The sequence below is a fragment of the Ramlibacter sp. genome (genome assembly GCF_050250995.1).
Classification (GTDB): Bacteria; Pseudomonadota; Gammaproteobacteria; order Burkholderiales; family Burkholderiaceae_C; genus Ramlibacter.
This window is the reverse complement of sequence record NZ_JBFWNP010000035.1, coordinates 26,182-42,517: the sequence shown is the minus strand read 5'-3', so window position 1 is coordinate 42,517 and position 16,336 is coordinate 26,182. Positions and strand designations below refer to the sequence as shown.

Annotated in this window: 13 protein-coding genes; 6 read left to right on the top strand and 7 right to left on the bottom strand. The window is 68.9% G+C overall.

Annotated elements, in window-relative coordinates:
• Nucleotides 1-3: 3 nt before the first annotated feature.
• Together AB7E83_RS19685 and AB7E83_RS19680 are read left to right on the top strand one after the other, a co-directional pair.
• Nucleotides 4-3,243 carry an efflux RND transporter permease subunit gene (locus tag AB7E83_RS19685; protein ID WP_428572490.1) on the top strand — a complete coding sequence of 1,080 codons (3,240 nt, stop codon included), beginning with the start codon at nucleotides 4-6 and terminating at the stop codon, nucleotides 3,241-3,243.
• A complete protein-coding gene (locus AB7E83_RS19680) occupies nucleotides 3,240-4,637 on the top strand; it encodes an efflux transporter outer membrane subunit (RefSeq protein WP_428572489.1) in 1,398 nt (465 codons plus the stop codon). Before AB7E83_RS19685 ends, AB7E83_RS19680 begins: the two co-directional genes overlap by 4 nt.
• 17 nt (nucleotides 4,638-4,654) lie before the next feature.
• Here the strand turns inward: AB7E83_RS19680 and AB7E83_RS19675 are convergent, their stop codons facing one another.
• Genes AB7E83_RS19675 through nth form a run of 3 tightly spaced genes read right to left on the bottom strand, consistent with a single transcriptional unit; the run spans nucleotide 4,655 to nucleotide 6,687 of the window.
• A complete protein-coding gene (locus AB7E83_RS19675; RefSeq protein WP_428572487.1) occupies nucleotides 4,655-4,933 on the bottom strand; it encodes a hypothetical protein in 279 nt (92 codons plus the stop codon).
• Nucleotides 4,934-4,976: 43 nt separating this feature from the next.
• Complete coding sequence (locus AB7E83_RS19670) at nucleotides 4,977-6,002, bottom strand: response regulator transcription factor (protein ID WP_428572486.1); 1,026 nt, start codon at nucleotides 6,000-6,002, stop codon at nucleotides 4,977-4,979.
• A 40-nt stretch (nucleotides 6,003-6,042) separates the two neighbouring features.
• Nucleotides 6,043-6,687, bottom strand: a complete 645-nt coding sequence (nth, locus tag AB7E83_RS19665) for an endonuclease III (protein ID WP_428572485.1) — start codon at nucleotides 6,685-6,687, stop codon at nucleotides 6,043-6,045.
• A 45-nt stretch (nucleotides 6,688-6,732) separates the two neighbouring features.
• On the opposite strand from nth, the gene AB7E83_RS19660 reads away from it, so the two are divergent.
• Complete coding sequence (locus tag AB7E83_RS19660) at nucleotides 6,733-8,343, top strand: gamma-glutamyltransferase family protein (protein ID WP_428572484.1); 1,611 nt, start codon at nucleotides 6,733-6,735, stop codon at nucleotides 8,341-8,343.
• A 2-nt stretch (nucleotides 8,344-8,345) separates the two neighbouring features.
• Here the strand turns inward: AB7E83_RS19660 and AB7E83_RS19655 are convergent, their stop codons facing one another.
• The gene (locus AB7E83_RS19655; protein WP_428572483.1) at nucleotides 8,346-9,677 is read right to left on the bottom strand and encodes a type II toxin-antitoxin system HipA family toxin; all 1,332 of its coding nucleotides are present in this window, start codon (nucleotides 9,675-9,677) and stop codon (nucleotides 8,346-8,348) included.
• Complete coding sequence (locus AB7E83_RS19650; RefSeq protein WP_428572482.1) at nucleotides 9,671-9,916, bottom strand: helix-turn-helix domain-containing protein; 246 nt, start codon at nucleotides 9,914-9,916, stop codon at nucleotides 9,671-9,673. Before AB7E83_RS19650 ends, AB7E83_RS19655 begins: the two co-directional genes overlap by 7 nt.
• Before the next feature lie 194 nt (nucleotides 9,917-10,110).
• Here AB7E83_RS19650 and AB7E83_RS19645 point away from each other — a divergent pair, with 194 nt between their 5' ends.
• Together AB7E83_RS19645 and AB7E83_RS19640 are read left to right on the top strand one after the other, a co-directional pair.
• Nucleotides 10,111-11,217, top strand: a complete 1,107-nt coding sequence (locus tag AB7E83_RS19645; protein ID WP_428572481.1) for an ABC transporter substrate-binding protein — start codon at nucleotides 10,111-10,113, stop codon at nucleotides 11,215-11,217.
• Between the two features lie 50 nt (nucleotides 11,218-11,267).
• Nucleotides 11,268-12,467: a PLP-dependent aminotransferase family protein gene (locus AB7E83_RS19640; protein ID WP_428572480.1), complete on the top strand. Its 1,200-nt coding sequence runs from the start codon at nucleotides 11,268-11,270 to the stop codon at nucleotides 12,465-12,467.
• Nucleotides 12,468-12,495: 28 nt separating this feature from the next.
• On the opposite strand, the gene AB7E83_RS19635 is transcribed toward AB7E83_RS19640, so the two are convergent.
• Both AB7E83_RS19635 and AB7E83_RS19630 read right to left on the bottom strand, forming a co-directional pair.
• The gene (locus AB7E83_RS19635; protein ID WP_428572479.1) at nucleotides 12,496-14,697 is read right to left on the bottom strand and encodes a molybdopterin cofactor-binding domain-containing protein; all 2,202 of its coding nucleotides are present in this window, start codon (nucleotides 14,695-14,697) and stop codon (nucleotides 12,496-12,498) included.
• Nucleotides 14,694-15,209 (bottom strand): (2Fe-2S)-binding protein, encoded by a 516-nt coding sequence (locus AB7E83_RS19630; RefSeq protein ID WP_428572478.1) that lies wholly within the window; start codon nucleotides 15,207-15,209, stop codon nucleotides 14,694-14,696. The genes AB7E83_RS19635 and AB7E83_RS19630 overlap by 4 nt, the downstream gene beginning before the upstream one ends.
• Before the next feature lie 188 nt (nucleotides 15,210-15,397).
• Between AB7E83_RS19630 and glsA the strand changes: the two genes are divergently transcribed.
• Entirely contained in the window at nucleotides 15,398-16,330 is a 933-nt protein-coding gene (gene glsA, locus AB7E83_RS19625; RefSeq protein ID WP_428572477.1) for a glutaminase A, read from the top strand.
• Nucleotides 16,331-16,336 lie beyond the last annotated feature (6 nt).

Below are 16,336 nucleotides of genomic sequence, written 5' to 3'. Positions count from 1 at the left end.
CGCATGAACCTTTCCGCCCCCTTTGTCCGCCGCCCGGTCGGCACCGTGCTTCTCACGGTGTGGATCGCGCTCGCGGGCATTGCCGCCTTCTTCAAGCTGCCGGTCGCATCGCTGCCCAACGTCGATTTCCCGGCGATCAGCGTCTCGGCGAGCCTGCCCGGCGCTTCGCCGCAGACGATGGCGTCGAGCGTCGCGACGCCGCTCGAACGCAGGTTGGGCGTCATCGCGGGCGTCAACGAGATGACGTCGAACAGCGGCAACGGCAGCGCGCGCATCTCGCTGCAGTTCGACCTGAAGCGGGACATCGACGCGGCTGCGCGGGAAGTCCAGGCCGCCATCAACGCGTCGCGCGCCGACCTGCCGTCCACGCTGCGCAGCAACCCGACCTACCGCAAGGCCAACCCCGCCGCCGCGCCGGTGATGATCCTCGCGCTGACTTCGCCCACGCGCACGCCCGGCCAGATCTACGACGCCGTCTCGAACATCGTGCAGCAGAAGGTCGCGCAGGTCCCTGGCGTGGGCGACGTCGAGCTCGGCGGCGGCTCGCAGCCCGCGGTGCGGGTGGAGCTCGTGCCCTTCGCGCTCAACCGCTACGGCATCGCGATGGAGGACGTGCGCGCCGCCCTGCAGTCCGGCGCGGCGAACCGGCCCAAGGGCGACATCGACATCGAAGGCCGGCGCCTGCAGATCTACACCGGCAGCGGCATGGCCAACAACGGCAAGACGGCGTCGGACTACCGCGGCCTCGTCGTCGCGTGGCGCGACGGCGCGGCGGTGCGCCTGGCCGACGTCGCCGAGGTCACCGACAGCGTCGAGAACATCAACACGCTGGGCCTGTTCAACGGTCAGCCCGCCGTCGTGGTGCTCATTACCCTGCAGCCCGGCGCGAACGTCATCAACACGGTCGACGGCGTGCGCAAGCTGCTGCCCGAGTTGCAGGACCAGCTGCCGAAGGACGTGAAGCTGCAGGTCGCCTCCGACCGCACGCACTCCATCCGCGCATCGCTGCACGAGGTGGAGATCACGCTGGTGATCGCCGTGATCCTAGTCGTGCTGGTGGTAAGCGCGTTCCTGCGCAGCACGCGCGCGACGATCATCCCGGCGGTGGCGACGGTCGTGTCGCTGCTCGGCACCTTCGGCGTGATGTGGCTGCTGGGTTTCTCGCTCAACAACATCAGCCTGATGGCGCTGACGGTCGCGACCGGCTTCGTCGTCGACGATGCGATCGTCGTGCTGGAGAACACGAGCCGCCATATCGAGGCGGGCATGGACCGCTTCCAGGCCGCGCTGCTCGGCGCGCGCGAGGTCGGTTTCACCGTGCTGTCGATCAGCCTGTCGCTCATCGCCGTCTTCATCCCGCTGCTGCTGATGGGCGGGCAGATGGGCCGCATGTTCCGCGAGTTCGCGATCACGCTGTCGGCGGCGGTGATGATCTCGCTGCTGATCTCGCTGACCACCACGCCGATGATGTGCGCGTGGCTGTTGCGCGCCGATGCGCACGAGCGCAGGCCGGGGCGCATCGGGCGCTGGTTCGAGGCCGGCTTCACCCGCGTCCACAAGGCGTACGAGGTGTCGCTCGACTGGGCGCTGTCGGCGCGCTGGCTCGTGATGGCGATCATGCTCGCCGTGATCGGCCTCAACGTCTACCTGTTCGTGAAGATCCCCAAGGGCTTCTTTCCGCAGCAGGACACCCGGCAGCTCAACGGCGGCCTGCGTGCCGACCAGAGCATCTCGTTCCAGATGATGCAGGCCAAGCTGCGCGAGCTGGTGGACATCATCCGCGCCGATCCGGCGGTGGACACGGTCGTCGGCTTCACCGGCGGCGGACGCGCCGGCGGCGGCTTCCTGTCTGTCAGCCTCAAGCGCACGGGCGAGGGCGGCGAGAAGGGGCAGGCCGTCATCGCCCGGCTGCGCCCGCAGCTCGCGCAGGTCACGGGCATCAGCCTCTTCCTGAACCCGGTGCAGGACGTGCGCATGGGCGGGCGGCAGAGCAACAGCACCTACCAGTACACGCTCAAGAGCGACAACGTCGCCGACCTGCGCCGCTGGGCCACGCGCCTGTCGGAGCAGATGAAGCAGCAGGATGCCTTGACCGACGTGGACACCGACCAGCAGGAAAACGGCGTGGAGACGATGGTGGAGGTCGACCGCGACAGCGCGGCGCGCATGGGCATCAGCTCGCGCGACATCGACAACGCGCTGTACAACGCGTTCGGCCAGCGGCAGGTCGCGACGATCTACGAGGAGCTGAACCAGTACCGCGTGATCATGCAGGTGGCGCCGCGCTACATCCGCAGCCCCGAGGCGCTGCGCGACATCTACGTGCCGGCGAAGAACGTGTCGGGGACCGTGACGTCGTCGTCCGCTTCGGCCTCCACGTCGACCGCGGCCGCCACCGCAGCGCCGGGCGTCTCGATCAATCCCTCGCTGAGGGATGCATCGAGCGGGACGGCGGTCAGCGCATCGGCGAAGGCCATGGTGCCGCTGTCGGCCATCGCGAAGTTCTACGAGCGCCCGACCGCGAGCTCTGTCAGCCACCAGGACGCGGAGCTGGCGACCACCATCTCGTTCAATCTTGCCGAGGGCGCCAATCTCGACGAGGCGCGCGCGGCGGTGAAACAGGCCGAGGCCGAGATCGGCTTGCCCAACAACGTGCGCGGCAGCTTCCAGGGGACGGCGCGCGCGGCGCAGGAGTCGCAGAACGAGCAGCCCTTGCTGATCCTCGCGGCCATCGTTGTCATCTACATCGTGCTGGGCATCCTGTACGAGAGCCTGATCCATCCGGTCACGGTGCTCTCGACGCTGCCGGCGGCCGGCGTCGGCGCCGTGCTCGCGCTGATGCTGTTCAAGATGGAGTTCTCGATCATGGCGCTGATCGGGCTGTTCCTGCTGATCGGCATCGTGAAGAAGAATGCGATCCTGATCATCGACTTCGCGCTCGATGCGGAGCGCTCGCGCGGGCTGACGGCGTATCAGGCGGTGCGCGAGGCGTCGCTGCTGCGCTTCCGCCCCATCCTCATGACGACCCTCGCCGCCATTCTCGGCGCGTTGCCGCTCGCCATCGGCTTCGGCGAGGGCGCCGAGCTGCGCAAGCCGCTGGGCATCGCGATCGTGGGCGGGCTCATCGCGAGCCAGTTCCTCACGCTGATCACCACGCCCGTGGTCTACCTCCTGCTCGACAAGCTGCGCCGGCGCAGTCCGCTCGAAAACCAGCTGGGCCGGCACGCGGCGCAACCGACATGAAACCAAATCCTCTCCGTCTCGCCGTGCTGGCCGCGGCCCTCGTGCTCGCCGGCTGCGCGACGAATCTCGCGCCGACCTATGAAGTGCCGGCGGTCGAAACGCCCATCGCGTTCAAGGAAGGCAATGGCGTGTGGGAACCCGCGCGACCCGCCGACACGCTGGAGCGCGGACCGTGGTGGGAGTTGTTCGACGACCCCGTGCTGAACGATCTCGCCTCGCGCGTCGAGGTGAGCAACCAGAACGTGGCGGCGGCCGTCGCCGCGTATGCGCAGGCGCGTGCGATCACGGCGGAGCAGCGCGCGTCGCTCTTTCCGCGCGTGTCGCTCGACACGAGCGGCAACCGCAGCGGCAGCGGCGACGGGCCGTCGCGCGGCAGCTACCAGGTCGGCATCGGCGCAAGCTGGGAGCCCGACGTGTTCGGCCGCCTGCGCCTGGGTGTGCAGAATGCGCGGCTGGGCGAGGAAGCGAGCAGCGCGGACCTCGCGGCGGCGAAGCTCGCCGCGCAGGGCGAGCTGGCGGTGAACTACTTCGGCCTGCGCGAGATGGACATCCAGCGCGCGATGCAGGCCGAGACGCTCGCGGCCTACCGGCGCTCGCTCGAGATCGCGACCAACCGCTACAACGTCGGCGTGGTCGCGCGCACCGACATGCTGCAGGCCGAGTCGCAGGTCGCGAACGCGCAGGCCGAGCTGTTGACGCTCGAGCGGCAGCGGGCGCAGCTCGAACATGCGATCGCGGTGCTGATCGGCCGTGCGCCGTCGAATTTCAGCCTGCCGCCCGATCCCAAGGTGGCGTTGAAGACGCCCGCGATTCCGCCCGAAGTGCCCTCGACGATCCTGCAGCGCCGCCCCGACATCGCGGGGGCGGAGCGGCGCGTGCAGCAGGCGAATGCGCGCATCGGCATCGCGCGCGCGGGCTTCTATCCGAGCATTCGGCTGTCCGGCACGGTGGGCCTGGCCGCGGCCAGCTTCGGCGATCTGTTCAGTGCGTCGGCGCTGGTGTGGTCGATCGGCGCGTCGCTCGCGCAGACGCTGTTCGATGCGGGCGCCACGCGCGCGCAGGTGCAGCAGTCGCGCGCCGCGCTCGAAGAGACCTCGGCCCGCTATCGTCAGACCGTGCTGACGGCGTTCCAGGATGTCGAAAACCAGCTCGTCGCGCTGCGCGTCCTGGAGCAGCAGCAGTCGCTGCGTCAGCGCGCATGGCAGGCGTCGGAACTGGTCGAACAGCAGGTGATGAACCGCTACCGCGCAGGCCAGGTCGGCTACACCGAAGTCGTGACGGCGCAAGTCAGCGCCGCGAACGCACGCCGCGCCTACATCCAGGCGCAAATCGATCGCCAGATCGCCTCGGTCTCGCTGATCCAGTCCCTGGGCGGCGGCTGGCGCGGCATTTAATTGGAATCTGACCCCAATTAATTCTTGGGCTCGGTGCCTTCGCCGAGCAGGGCGAGCATGCCGCCTTCGAGGGCCGCCATGTGCTTGGCGAGTTGCGGGGTCGATTCCTTCGAGATCTTCATGTAGCCCTTGAAGGTGCGCAGCAGCGTCGGGCGGTCCGGGTGGTGCAGGAGCATCGTGGCGAGCGCGGCCTGCAGGACCTGCACCTGCGCGGCCAGCAGGAGCTGGTTGTCGACAAGGCCCTGGATGCTCTGCGTGTGCAGGCTCAGCGTTTCCTCGATTTCGTTGTTTTCCATGATGGCCCTGTGAAGTCGCGGGGTCCATTGTCGCCGGGAACGATCAGCCCGATCGCGCGAAGGGCGGCGGCGCGTGCAGCTCCGCCACGTGCCGCTCGGCCAGTGCCGCGCGCTGCGCCACCACCGCCACGTCGGGCGGCACGTCGGCGAGCGCGGAGACGGTGGCCGCGACCCTCCAGCCCTGCGACTGCGCGAAGTCGCGCAGCATGCAAGCGAAGTGAAGCGGGGGGCTCGGCACCGGCGCCATGCCGGCGTCGCCATGCAGCACGTCCTGCATTCGCACGAGGCTGAGGTCGCCGCAGTGCAACGCGACGGTGAGGCCGACGCCGCCTGCGCCCGAGCGCATGTGGAGCGCGCGCTCCATCGACGACTCCAGCTTGAATGCGGCGCGTGCAGCCCGCGCCGCCGCGCGAACGGAATGATCGTCGCGCTCCGCGCTGAAGATCGCCAGGAGGTCGCGGCCATAGGGCAGCACCTGCGTCGCACCGAAGAGAAAAAGCGTGTCCCGCGCGGACTCGAGCACGCGGGCCGCCTGCTCGGGACTCGCGCCGCGGCCCACGGCGCCGTTCGGCAGCGCCTCGAAAAGGTTCGCCAGCAGCAGCGTCGCCGCGCGGTAGTGCAGCTGCGGGCCCGCCACTTTCGCCTCGGGCGCCAGTTCGCCCTCGTCGCGCAGGGTCTGCAGCACCGCGGACTGCTGCGCATGCCGCCGGTTGGCCGCGGCCTCGATCGCTTCGAGCAGCTCGTGCTGCTTGCACGGCTTCACGAGGTAGTCGTCCGCGCCGGATGTCATGCCCAGTCGCACCTGCCCGCGCTCGCCCATGCTCGTGAGCATGATCACGAGCGTGCTTGCGATCGAGGCGTCCTTGCGTATGGCCGCGACAACCTGGTAGCCGTTCATGCGCGGCATCATCACGTCGCACACGACCGCGTCGGGCCGCAGCTCGCGCACTTTTGCAAGGCCGCTTTCGCCGTCGCCCGCCTCATGCACGTTGTAGCCGGCCTTGCGCAGCGTGTACACCGCCATCGCGCGCTGCGGGGGGTCGTCGTCGATGACGAGGGCGGAGGGCATCGCCCCGATTCTTCCGTAACTGCCGAGCCTGCGGTGTGACCTATTGCCCGGGCGGTGGCGTTTTCGACGAGAACGCGCAGTACCGGGTCACCGCGCATTGCCAGCACTTCGGCGTTCGGGCCACGCAGACGTAGCGCCCGTGCAGGATGAGCCAATGATGAGCATCCTGCATGTATTCGGCGGGGATGCGTTCGACGAGCCCCAGCTCGACTTCGAGCGGATCCTTGCCCGGCGCGAGTCCGGTCCGGTTGCTCACGCGGAAGATGTGCGTGTCGACCGCCATGGTGGGCTCGCCGAAGGCGACGTTGAGCACGACGTTCGCGGTCTTGCGCCCGACTCCCGGCAGCGCCTGCAGCGCCTCGCGGCTGCGCGGCACCTGCCCGCCATGCTCGTCCACGAGGATGCGGCAGGCCTCCAGAAGATGCTTCGCCTTCATGCGGTACAGGCCGATGGTCTTGATGTAACTCTCCAGCCCGTCCTGCCCCAGCGCCAGGATCGCACGCGGCGTGTTCGCGACGGGGAAGAGCCGCCGCGTCGCCTTGTTCACGCCGGCGTCGGTGGCCTGCGCGGACAGCAGGACCGCCGCGAGCAGCTCGAACACGCTCGTGTATTCCAGCTCGCTCGCCGGCAGCGGGTTGGCCGCGCGCAGCGTGGCGAAGAAGGGCTCGACGTCTTTTTGCTTCATGGGGCCGGATGCTAACGGCCCCGCCCCTTGTCCATAATCGGGGGCATGAAGTTCGATTTCCACAATCCCTATCCCACCACCCGCATCCCCGTCTTCGCGCGCAATGCGGTGTCGACTTCGCATCCGCTCGCCTCGCAGGCGGGCCTGCGCATGCTGTGGAAGGGCGGCAATGCGGTCGACGCGGCCATCGCCTGCGCGGCGGCCATGACGATCTGCGAGCCGGTGAGCAACGGGCTGGGGAGCGACTCGTTCGCGATCCTGTGGGACGGCAAGGAACTTCACGGCCTGAATTCGTCCGGCCCCGCGCCGGCCGCGTGGACGCCCGAGTACTTCCGCAAGAAGTACGGCGACAACGCCGCCACGCCGCCGAAGCGCGGCTTCGATTCGGCCTCGGTGCCCGGCGCCGTGGCGGGCTGGGTGGCCTTGTCCGAGCGATTCGGCAAGCTGCCTTTCGCCGACCTGCTGGAGCCCGCCATCGAGATCGCCGAGCGCGGCTACCTGTTGCCCGTGGTCGTGCAGCAGAAGTGGGCGGCTGCCACGCCCGAACTGCGCAACGAGCCCGGCTTCGCGCAAAGCTACCTGCCCTGGGGCCGCGCGCCCGAGGTCGGCGAGCTGTTCCGCTTCCCGGCGGCCGCGCGCGCGCTGAAGCTGATCGCGCAGACGAAGGGCACGGCCTTCTACGGCGGCGAGATCGCGCAGGCCATCGAGCGCTTCGCACGCGAGAACAACGGCAGCATGACGGCGAAGGATCTCGCCGCGTTCAAGCCCGAATGGGTCGAGCCGATCTCGAAGGACTACCGGGGCTACACCCTGCACGAGATCCCGCCGAACGGGCAGGGCATCGCCGCGCTGGCGGCGCTGGGCATCCTGAGTCATCTCGACATCGCGTCGCACAAGATCGACGGCGCCGATTTCCAGCATCTGCAGATCGAGGCGATGAAACTCGCCTTCGCCGACACCTACAAATTTGTCGGCGAACGCTCGGCCATGGAGGTGACCACCGAGCAGATGCTCGACGACGCCTACCTCGCGAGCCGCGCGAAGCTGATCGACATGAAGCGCGCGCAGAATTTCCAGGCGGGCAACCCTGTCAAGGGCGGCACGATCTACCTCACCGCGGCCGACGAGAGCGGCATGATGGTGAGCTACATCCAGAGCAACTACATGGGCTTCGGCTCGGGCGTGGTCGAGCCCACCTTCGGCATCAGCCTGCAGAACCGCGGCCACAACTTCAGCCTGAAGCCCGGCGCGAACCAGGTGGCGCCGGGCAAGCGACCCTTCCACACGATCATTCCCGCGTTCCTCACGAAAGACGGCCAGCCGGTCATGAGCTTTGGCGTGATGGGCGGCAACATGCAGCCGCAGGGGCACATGCAGACGCTCGTGCGCATGATCGACTTCGCCCAGAATCCGCAGGCCGCGTGCGATGCGCCGCGCTGGCGCTTCAATTCCGGGCTGGAGATCAACGTCGAGGCGCAGATGAACAAGGCGACGATCGAGGAACTGTCTCGCCGCGGTCACAAGATCGACGTGATCGACGACAGCTACCAGGACTTCGGCGCGGGCCAGTTCATCTGGCGCATGGGCGATCCGGCGAAAGAGGGCTACGTGGTCGCGTCCGACTCGCGCCGCGACGGGCTGGCGGCGGGCTTCTAGCTTCAGACGCCGTCGAGGAACACCTTCGCCATGCGCAGCGTGCCGTTGCGGATGGTGTCGAAGACCCGGCGCGGAAATGCTTCGGGCAGGGCGCTTTCGACCTGTTCCAGCGCATGCGGCATGCCCAGGGCCAGCACGATGAGTTCGTCGAACGCCCCCGCACCCACGTAGCGCCTCGCCAGCGCATCCCAGTGGCGGGCCTGGACCTGATGCACGTGGTAGTGCGCGTTCTGGCCGCGCACGGCCATCGCGAGGCGCAGCCGCCGGAAGTGGATCATGTGCGCCCCATTGCCGACGATGGGCCAGGCCGACAGCACGTCGTAGAGCGGCGTGAGGTGGAAGCGCCCGCCGGGCTCGATGGCCAGGGAGAAGTTCTTCGCGTGGCCGTCGACGGCGGCGAGCATCCAGAAGAGCAGTTGCGACTTCAGGAAGGTGAGCTTGTCGGCGTCCGCGCGCGTGCTCAGGTCGAGCAGGCGGAAGATCGCGTCGATGCCCGGGCCGCCATCCGACTCGTACTTGCGCGCTGGCGACAGGCCGAGCGCCTGGCAGAAGTCCTCTTGCGGCAGGCGGGCCAGCCAGGGGACGGCGTGGTGTTGCAGCGCGCGGTCGAACCGCTCGACGGCGAGGACGCGGTGGCGGCCGAAGGTCGCGATCTCGGCCGTCGCGACGGGAAGGCCGCAGGCGCGAAGGATCGTCGCGCAAAGCCATTCGTTCTCGACGGAGGCGCTCATGTCGTAGCGCAGGTTGCCCACCAGCCCCAGCGGGAGCTTGAGGATGTGCGTCGTGGGCGTGCCGCCCAGGGGCGCGCACCAGCGTCCTTCGTGGCGCAGCAGCGCGGTCTTCTCCTGCGCGCCGGCGATGGAGATGCGAAACGGGCCGACGACATCGGCCGCATTCTCGAAGCCGCCGTCGAGCATGGCCTCGATCGCCTGCGCGACCTGCGCGTCGGTGAGCGGCCGCGCCTCGATCCGCTTCACATCGGGCGGCGCCTCGCCGGGCGGCAGGAGCTGGATCGCGCCGACGCAATCGCGCCCGACCGCGCGCAGCAGGCTGAAGGCGGAGGTGTCGGGCGTGCCGAACTGCCGCTGGACTCGCTGGCGGATCGTGTCGTTGTCGGGCAGCAGGTTCTCGAAATAGTCGCGCACCGCCGCGCCCCGGTGGGCGGCGTTGCCCGTGCCGAAGGGCAGCGAGTGCGACAGCGGCCGGCCATGCGGCGCGGCGATCCACCCGGGGTCGTAGGCGAGCACGTGCGTGCCCGCGTCGACCGTCCACGTGCCGACGCGCTCGCCGTTGGCCCACACGGCGAGCTCGCGCTGGCGGGCGGCGCTCACCAAGCGGTGGGCTCCCTCGCCTGGGGCGGGCCGGACTCGATGGCGACGAGCCGGTAGCCGAGCACGTTGACGATGCGGGCGATCTGGTCGTAGCTCGTGACCTCCGGGGCGCCCTCGATGCGCGCGATGCGCTTTTGCGACACGCCCATGCGCTCGCCCAGCTGCGCCTGCGTGAGACCGCGCGATTGCCGCAGCGAGCGCAGGACGAACCGCAGTTGCTGCGGGGTATCGACGGGGTACACGGCACACTCCTGATTGGTGGTTTTTCCAGTTTACTACGTTTAAGTTGTTTATTGGATTTACTACTCCTGGGGAGAGTGGCGGTGCCCCGCACCCGACTAGGGTAAACGAGCACGACGCGCCGGCGGCAAGCCCCTTCGGTGGACTTAACCTTGAGCCGTCGTATGTGCCTTGGGTGGAGGACGAAGTGAGAGCGATGAAGTTGAAGTTTCTTGCGCTGGCCGCGGTGCTGGCCGCGACGTGCGCCGCGCAGGCGCAGGACAAGTGGATCATCGGCCAGTCCGCCCCGCTCACGGGCGGCAACGCCGTGTTCGGCAACGACATCCGCAACGGCGCGAACGCCTGGTTCGCGGTGGTCAACTCGCGCGGCGGCGTGCAGGGCCGGCCGGTGGAGCTGGTGACGCTCGACGACAAGAACGACCGCAAGACGGCCGGCGCGAATGCCAAGGACTTGCTGGAGCGGAAGGATCTGCTCGCGCTCTTCGGCTATGCCTCCGCGACGCTGAGCCTCGACGCGATTCCGCAGGCGACTGCGAAGAGCGTGCCGTTCTTCGCGCCGTTCTCCGGCGCGAATCCGGTGCGGGTCAACAACCCCGTGCTCTTCACCATGCGCGCGTCCTACGGCGAAGAGATGGAGAAGATGCTCAATTTCTGGACGAGCCTCGGCTTCAAGCGTGTGAGCGTCGTGCATTACGACGACGAGGTCGGGCGCGAAAACCTGGGCGTGGTCGTCGCATACCTGAAGAAGATCAACCTGGCGCCGCAGGCGCTCGCCCTGAAGCGCAACGCGGTCGTCGGCAAGGCCGAAGCGGAAAAGCTCGTGTCCCAGCAGCCCCAGCTCGTGATCAACACCACGCTGTCGGGCGCGGCCGCCGCCTTGCAGAAGGAACTCGTGGCCATGGGCCGCATGGTGCCCACGTCGAGCCTGTCGTTCGTGGGCGCCGACCAGTTCATCAAGGCGGCCGGCACGGCGGGCTCGGGCGTGTCCATTGCACAGGTGGTGCCGTCGCCGACGTCGGCGCTGCCCGCGGTGCGCGAATGCGCGAAGGCGGTGGAGGCGCTCACCGGCAAGCCGATGAACACGACGCAGCTCGAGGCGTGCTTCGGCGCGCGCGTGCTGGTCGAGGGCATCCGGCGCGCGAAGAAGCCCGTGAACGCGCAGACGCTGCTCGAAGCGCTGTCCAATCTCGGCACCTTCGACCTGGGCGGCTACAAGGTCACCTTCGCACCCGGCGCCCAGCACGGCAGCAAGTACGTCGACCTGGCGATGGTCACGCGCGACGGCCGGCTGACGACGCAGTAGCGTCATCCGCCGGCCGCGGGAGACGACTCGGACCCGGCTACCATTCGGAGATGCCCCTCCAATTCGCCACCCGCCTCGACAACGTCGAAACCTCCGCGATCCGGGAGCTCTTCAAGCTCCTCGGCAAGCCCGGCATCATCAGCTTCGCCGGCGGCTTCCCCGACAGCGCCATGTTCGACGTGGAAGGGCTGCGCGAAGCTTCGCAGGCGGCGCTGCGCGACGAGCCCGGCGGCGCGCTGCAGTACGGCGCCACCGAAGGCTACGATCCGCTGCGCGCGCAGCTCGCCGGGTTCATGAAGTCCAAAGGCGTGCGCGACATCGATCCGCAGGGCCTCATCGTGACGACGGGCAGCCAGCAGGCGCTCGACCTGCTGGGCAAGACGATGATCAGCCCCGGTGACAAGGTGATCGTCGAAGGCCCGACCTTCCTGGCCACCATCCAGTGCTTCCGCCTCTACGGCGCGGACCTCGTGAGCGCGCCCATCGATGCCGACGGCGTGCAGGTGGACCGGCTGGAAGAGTTGATCCGGGCGCACAAGCCGAAGTTCGTCTACCTGATCCCCACCTTCGGCAACCCGAGCGGCGCGCTGCTGAACCTGGAGCGCAGGCGCAGGATCCTCGATCTCGCGGTGAAGTACCAGACCCTGATCGTCGAGGACGATCCCTATGGCGACCTGTATTTCGGCGAGGCGCCGCCGCCGAGCATCCTCGCGCTGAGCGCGGACGTGCCCGGCAGCCGCGAATGGATCGCGCATTGCGGCTCGATGTCGAAGGTGCTGTCCCCCGGCCTGCGCGTGGGCTGGATGGTCGCGCAACCCGAGTTGCTCGCGAAGGCGACGATGTGCAAGCAGTTCAGCGACGCCCACACGAGCACGTTCGCGCAGGCGACGGCGGCGCAGTACCTGAAGTCCGGGCGCATGCCCGCGACCCTGGCGAATGTGCGACGCGTCTATGCGGAGCGCGCGGCAACGATGGGCCGCGCACTCAAGCGCGAGCTGGGCGATGCGATCGAGTTCACGCAACCGCAGGGCGGCCTGTTCTTCTGGGCGCGCCTGACGGGTGCGGGCGGGCGCGTGAAGGACGCCGGGGAATTCGCGAAGCGCGCCATCGAGAAGGGCGTGGCGTTCGTGCCGGGCGCGCCCTTCTATGCGAAGGACGCGGACCCGAGCACGCTGCGGCTGTCTTTCGCCACGGCGGACGTGGCGAAGATCGAGGAGGGCGTGGGGCGCTTGGGGGAGGCGGTGAAGTAGCGCCGAAGGGCGACGCCCCCCCCGCCGTTCACGCCACCTTCAGCTCGGTCGCCACCTTCCCGATCGGGAGCTTGCGGATACGCGGCACGCCCAGCCGGGCCAGCGCATTGACCAGTGCGGGCGCCGCGGGCGGCAAGCCGACTTCGCCCAGGCCTCCGGGGGCTTCGTCGCTGTCGATGAAATGCACCTCGATCTTCGGCGTCTGCGCCATCCTCATGATCGGATAGTCGGGGTAGCTCTTCTGCACCACCGCGCCGTCCTTGATGGTGATGGCTTCGCCGAGCGCTGCGCTCAGGCCCATGATGATCGCGCCCTCGACCTGCTGCCGGCCCGAGTCCGGATTGACCAGCAGGCCGCAGTCGACCACGGCCACGACGCGATGTACGCGGGGCGTCCCATCGGCCTCCACCGACGCTTCGACCACCTCGGCGACGATGCTGCCGAAGCTCTCGACGAGTGCGATGCCGCGGCCTCGGCCCGCCGGCGGCGCCGTGCGCCACCCGGACAGGCGCGCCGCTTCGTCCAGCACGCGCCGCTTGCGCGAATCCGCCGGCAACAGGTCGCGACGGTACTCGTAGGGGTCGCGCCCGGCGGCGGCGGCGAGTTCGTCCATGAAGCACTCGGTGAAGAAGCCGTGCTGGCTGTGCGCGACACTGCGCCATGCGCCCGTGCGCGTATGCACCGGCGAGGCAGCGCTCTGCATGCGCTGGTAGGGGATTGCATAGCCGATCGGCCAGCCCTCGTTGATCAGGCCGGGCGTGTCGTTGGCCTGCTGCTCCCACGAGGCGGGCTTGCCGTCGCCGCCGAGCCGGGCTTCGAGTGTGGTGACCACCGCCGGGCGGTAGGCGCCCTGCGCGAAGTCTTCCTCGCGCGACCAGATCAGCTTCACCGGCTCCGGCGACATCGCCCTGGCGAGCTGCCATGCCTGGTCGAGATGATCCTTCTTCGGCGCGGAACGGCGACCGAAGCCGCCGCCGAGCAACATCGGGTGGAACTCGATGGCGGCGGGTTCGAGGCCGGTGATCGCAACGAGGTTGTACTTCGCGCCGAGCGCATCCTGCTCGCTGCCCCACACTTCGAGCCTGCCGTCGGCGAAGCGCGCCGTGACGTTGATCGGCTCCATCGTCGCGTGGTGCAGGAAGGGGACTTCGTACTGCGCAACCACCGTCCTGGACGCCGGGCCGGCGAAGGGTTCGCCGATCTCGTTGACCGTCTCGAGCTCGCCGTCGAGGGCGGCGCGCAGCTTCGCGGATTGCGTCGCGCTGTCGACTCCGTCGTCGGCCGTCTTGCCGAAGACGGGTTGCAGCTGTGCGAGGCCTTGGCGCGCGGGCCAGTAGCCGTCGGCAACGACGGCGACCGCGCGCTCCATCTTGACCACCTTGCGCACGCCGGCGATGCGCAGCGCGGGTTCGATTTCGACCGACTCCAGCTTCGCGCCCTGCACCGGCGCCGCCTTCACGGTGGCGACCAGCAGGCCGGGCATCTGCACGTCGATCCCGTATTTCGCCTCGCCCTTGACCTTGGCGGGAATGTCGACGCGCGGGGTGGAGCGGCCGACGAGCCGCATCTGCGCGCGCGTCTTCAGCTTCGGCCACCTCGGGGGCGAGAGTTCGGCGGCGGCCGCGGCGAGTTCACCGAAGCCGGCTTGCCTGCCCGTGGGACGATGCGACACGACGCTGTCGCGCACGGTGAGCTCGGCCGCCGGGACGTTCCAGCGCGCGGCGGCCGCGCGGACGAGCATGTCGCGCGCAGCCGCCGCAACCATGCGCATGCCACCCTGGCCGGTCGTCCGGATGGACGCCGATCCCCCGGTCATCTGCAGGTGCGCCAGCCGCGCGATTTCGCCGAAAGCCGTTCCCAGGGCGGGCTGCACGAGATCGGGCACCGAGCGTTCGCCGAGCAGGAAGCCCTGGAGAAAGAAGCGGTTGGCGAACGCGGGCTCGGCCGGCGCCTGGACGGGCTTCATCGTCTTCCAGTCGGCGTCGAGCTCGTCGGCGACCATCATCGCGATGCCGGTCGACGCGCCCTGGCCCATGTCGGAATGCGGAAGATAGAGCGTGACCTCGCCGGTGGTGGCGATGCGCAGCCAGCCGCCGAAGAGCTTGCTGCCGTCGGATTTCGTGAGTTCCGCCGCCTGCTGCGAGAAGTGCCGGTCGCGCAGGACCAGTCCGACCGCGAGGCCGCCGCCGAGCGCCGCAGCCGCGCCGATGAGCAGATTGCGGCGCTTCACGATGCGACTCCTTGCGTGGACGTGGGCGCGGGCGCCGCCGTAGCCATGGCCGTGGCGGCGGAATGGATGGCCGCGCGCACGCGGGGATACGTGCCGCAGCGGCAGATGTTGGTCATGGCAGCATCGATGTCGGCGTCCGTCGGCACCGGCTTGGCCTTCAGCAAGGCGGCCGCGGCCATGATCATCCCGGACTGGCAGTAGCCGCACTGTGGCACCTGCGCTGCAATCCATGCGGATTGCAGCGGATGCAGGGTGTCGCGCGGGAGGCCGGCAGCCTTGGGCAGGCCCTCGATCGTCACCACCTCTGCGCCGCTCGCGGCCTGCAGCGGGATGACGCAGGAGCGCACCGCCGCGCCGTTGAGGTGGACCGTGCATGCGCCGCAGGCGGCGATGCCGCAGCCGAACTTGGTGCCGGTGAGAAAGGCGCTGTCGCGAAGGACCCACAGCAGGGGCGTCTGGGGGTCGGCATCGAACGCGACGCGTTCGCCGTTGAGCTGGAGGGTGACGGTCACGGGAAGAATCCTCGACAAGGGCCGCGCCGCTCCGATCGAAACCGATCTGCACGCCTGGCGTCGTGCATGGGAGGGGCGCGGTTCGCTGACTGAAGAACGTGCCAGGTGGGCGTAGCTTGCGAAGCCTGGGGCGACGTCACAACAGACCTTCGTCTATGTGGAGCGTCGGTTTGCTTTATCGTGGCCGCATGTCACATCTCCCAAGCTCCGATCCCGCCGGTTACCTCGACGATCTTCTCGTCCGCTTCCGTCCGCTGACCGACGGTTCGATCAACGGCGCATCCGAAGCGCTCGGCGACACGGAACCCGAGCGCTTCGGCGTCGCGCTCGCAACCGTCGACGGTCAGGTCTTCGGCGCCAGCGACGACGGCGTGCAATTCGCGATCCAGTCGATCTCGAAGCCATTCCTGTACGGACTCGCGCTCGACCTCTTCGGCCGCGAAAAAGTGCATGCCAAGGTGGCCGTGGAGCCGACCACCGAGGCGTTCAACTCGCTCACCGAGCTCGAAGAGGACCACCTGCCGTACAACCCGATGATCAACTCGGGCGCGATCGCGATCTCGGCCATGCTGCACCACGCCGACCCTGACTCGGCGAGCGCGACGATGATGGCGATGCTCGGCCGCTACATGGGGCGCGAGGCGACGCGGCACCCGCGCGCCGTCGACGACGTCTCGGGGGCGCACCGCAACCTGGCCATCGCGCACCTGCTGCGGCACTTCGAGGTGATCGGCGACGACATCGTTGGGTCCATGAAGCTCTACAACCGCCAATGCACCGCGACCGCGAACGTGCGCGAACTCGCGCTCATGGCCGCGACGCTCGCCAACGGGGGAGAGCATCCGGTGACGGACGAGCGTGCGATCCGGCGCGACCATGTCGGCGACGTGCTCACGCTGATGTTCACCTGCGGCATGTACGACACCTCGGGCAGCTGGGCCTACACGGTCGGCCTGCCGGCCAAGAGCGGCGTGGGCGGCGGCATCCTGGCCGTCGTGCCGGGGCGCATGGGCCTGGCCGTGTATTCGCCCCGGCTCGATTCGCACGGCCACAGCGTGCGGGCCGTCGCCGCGCTGCGCGCCTGGTCCGCCGACTGGAATCTGGCGATGTTTCGCCTCTGAAGCCGC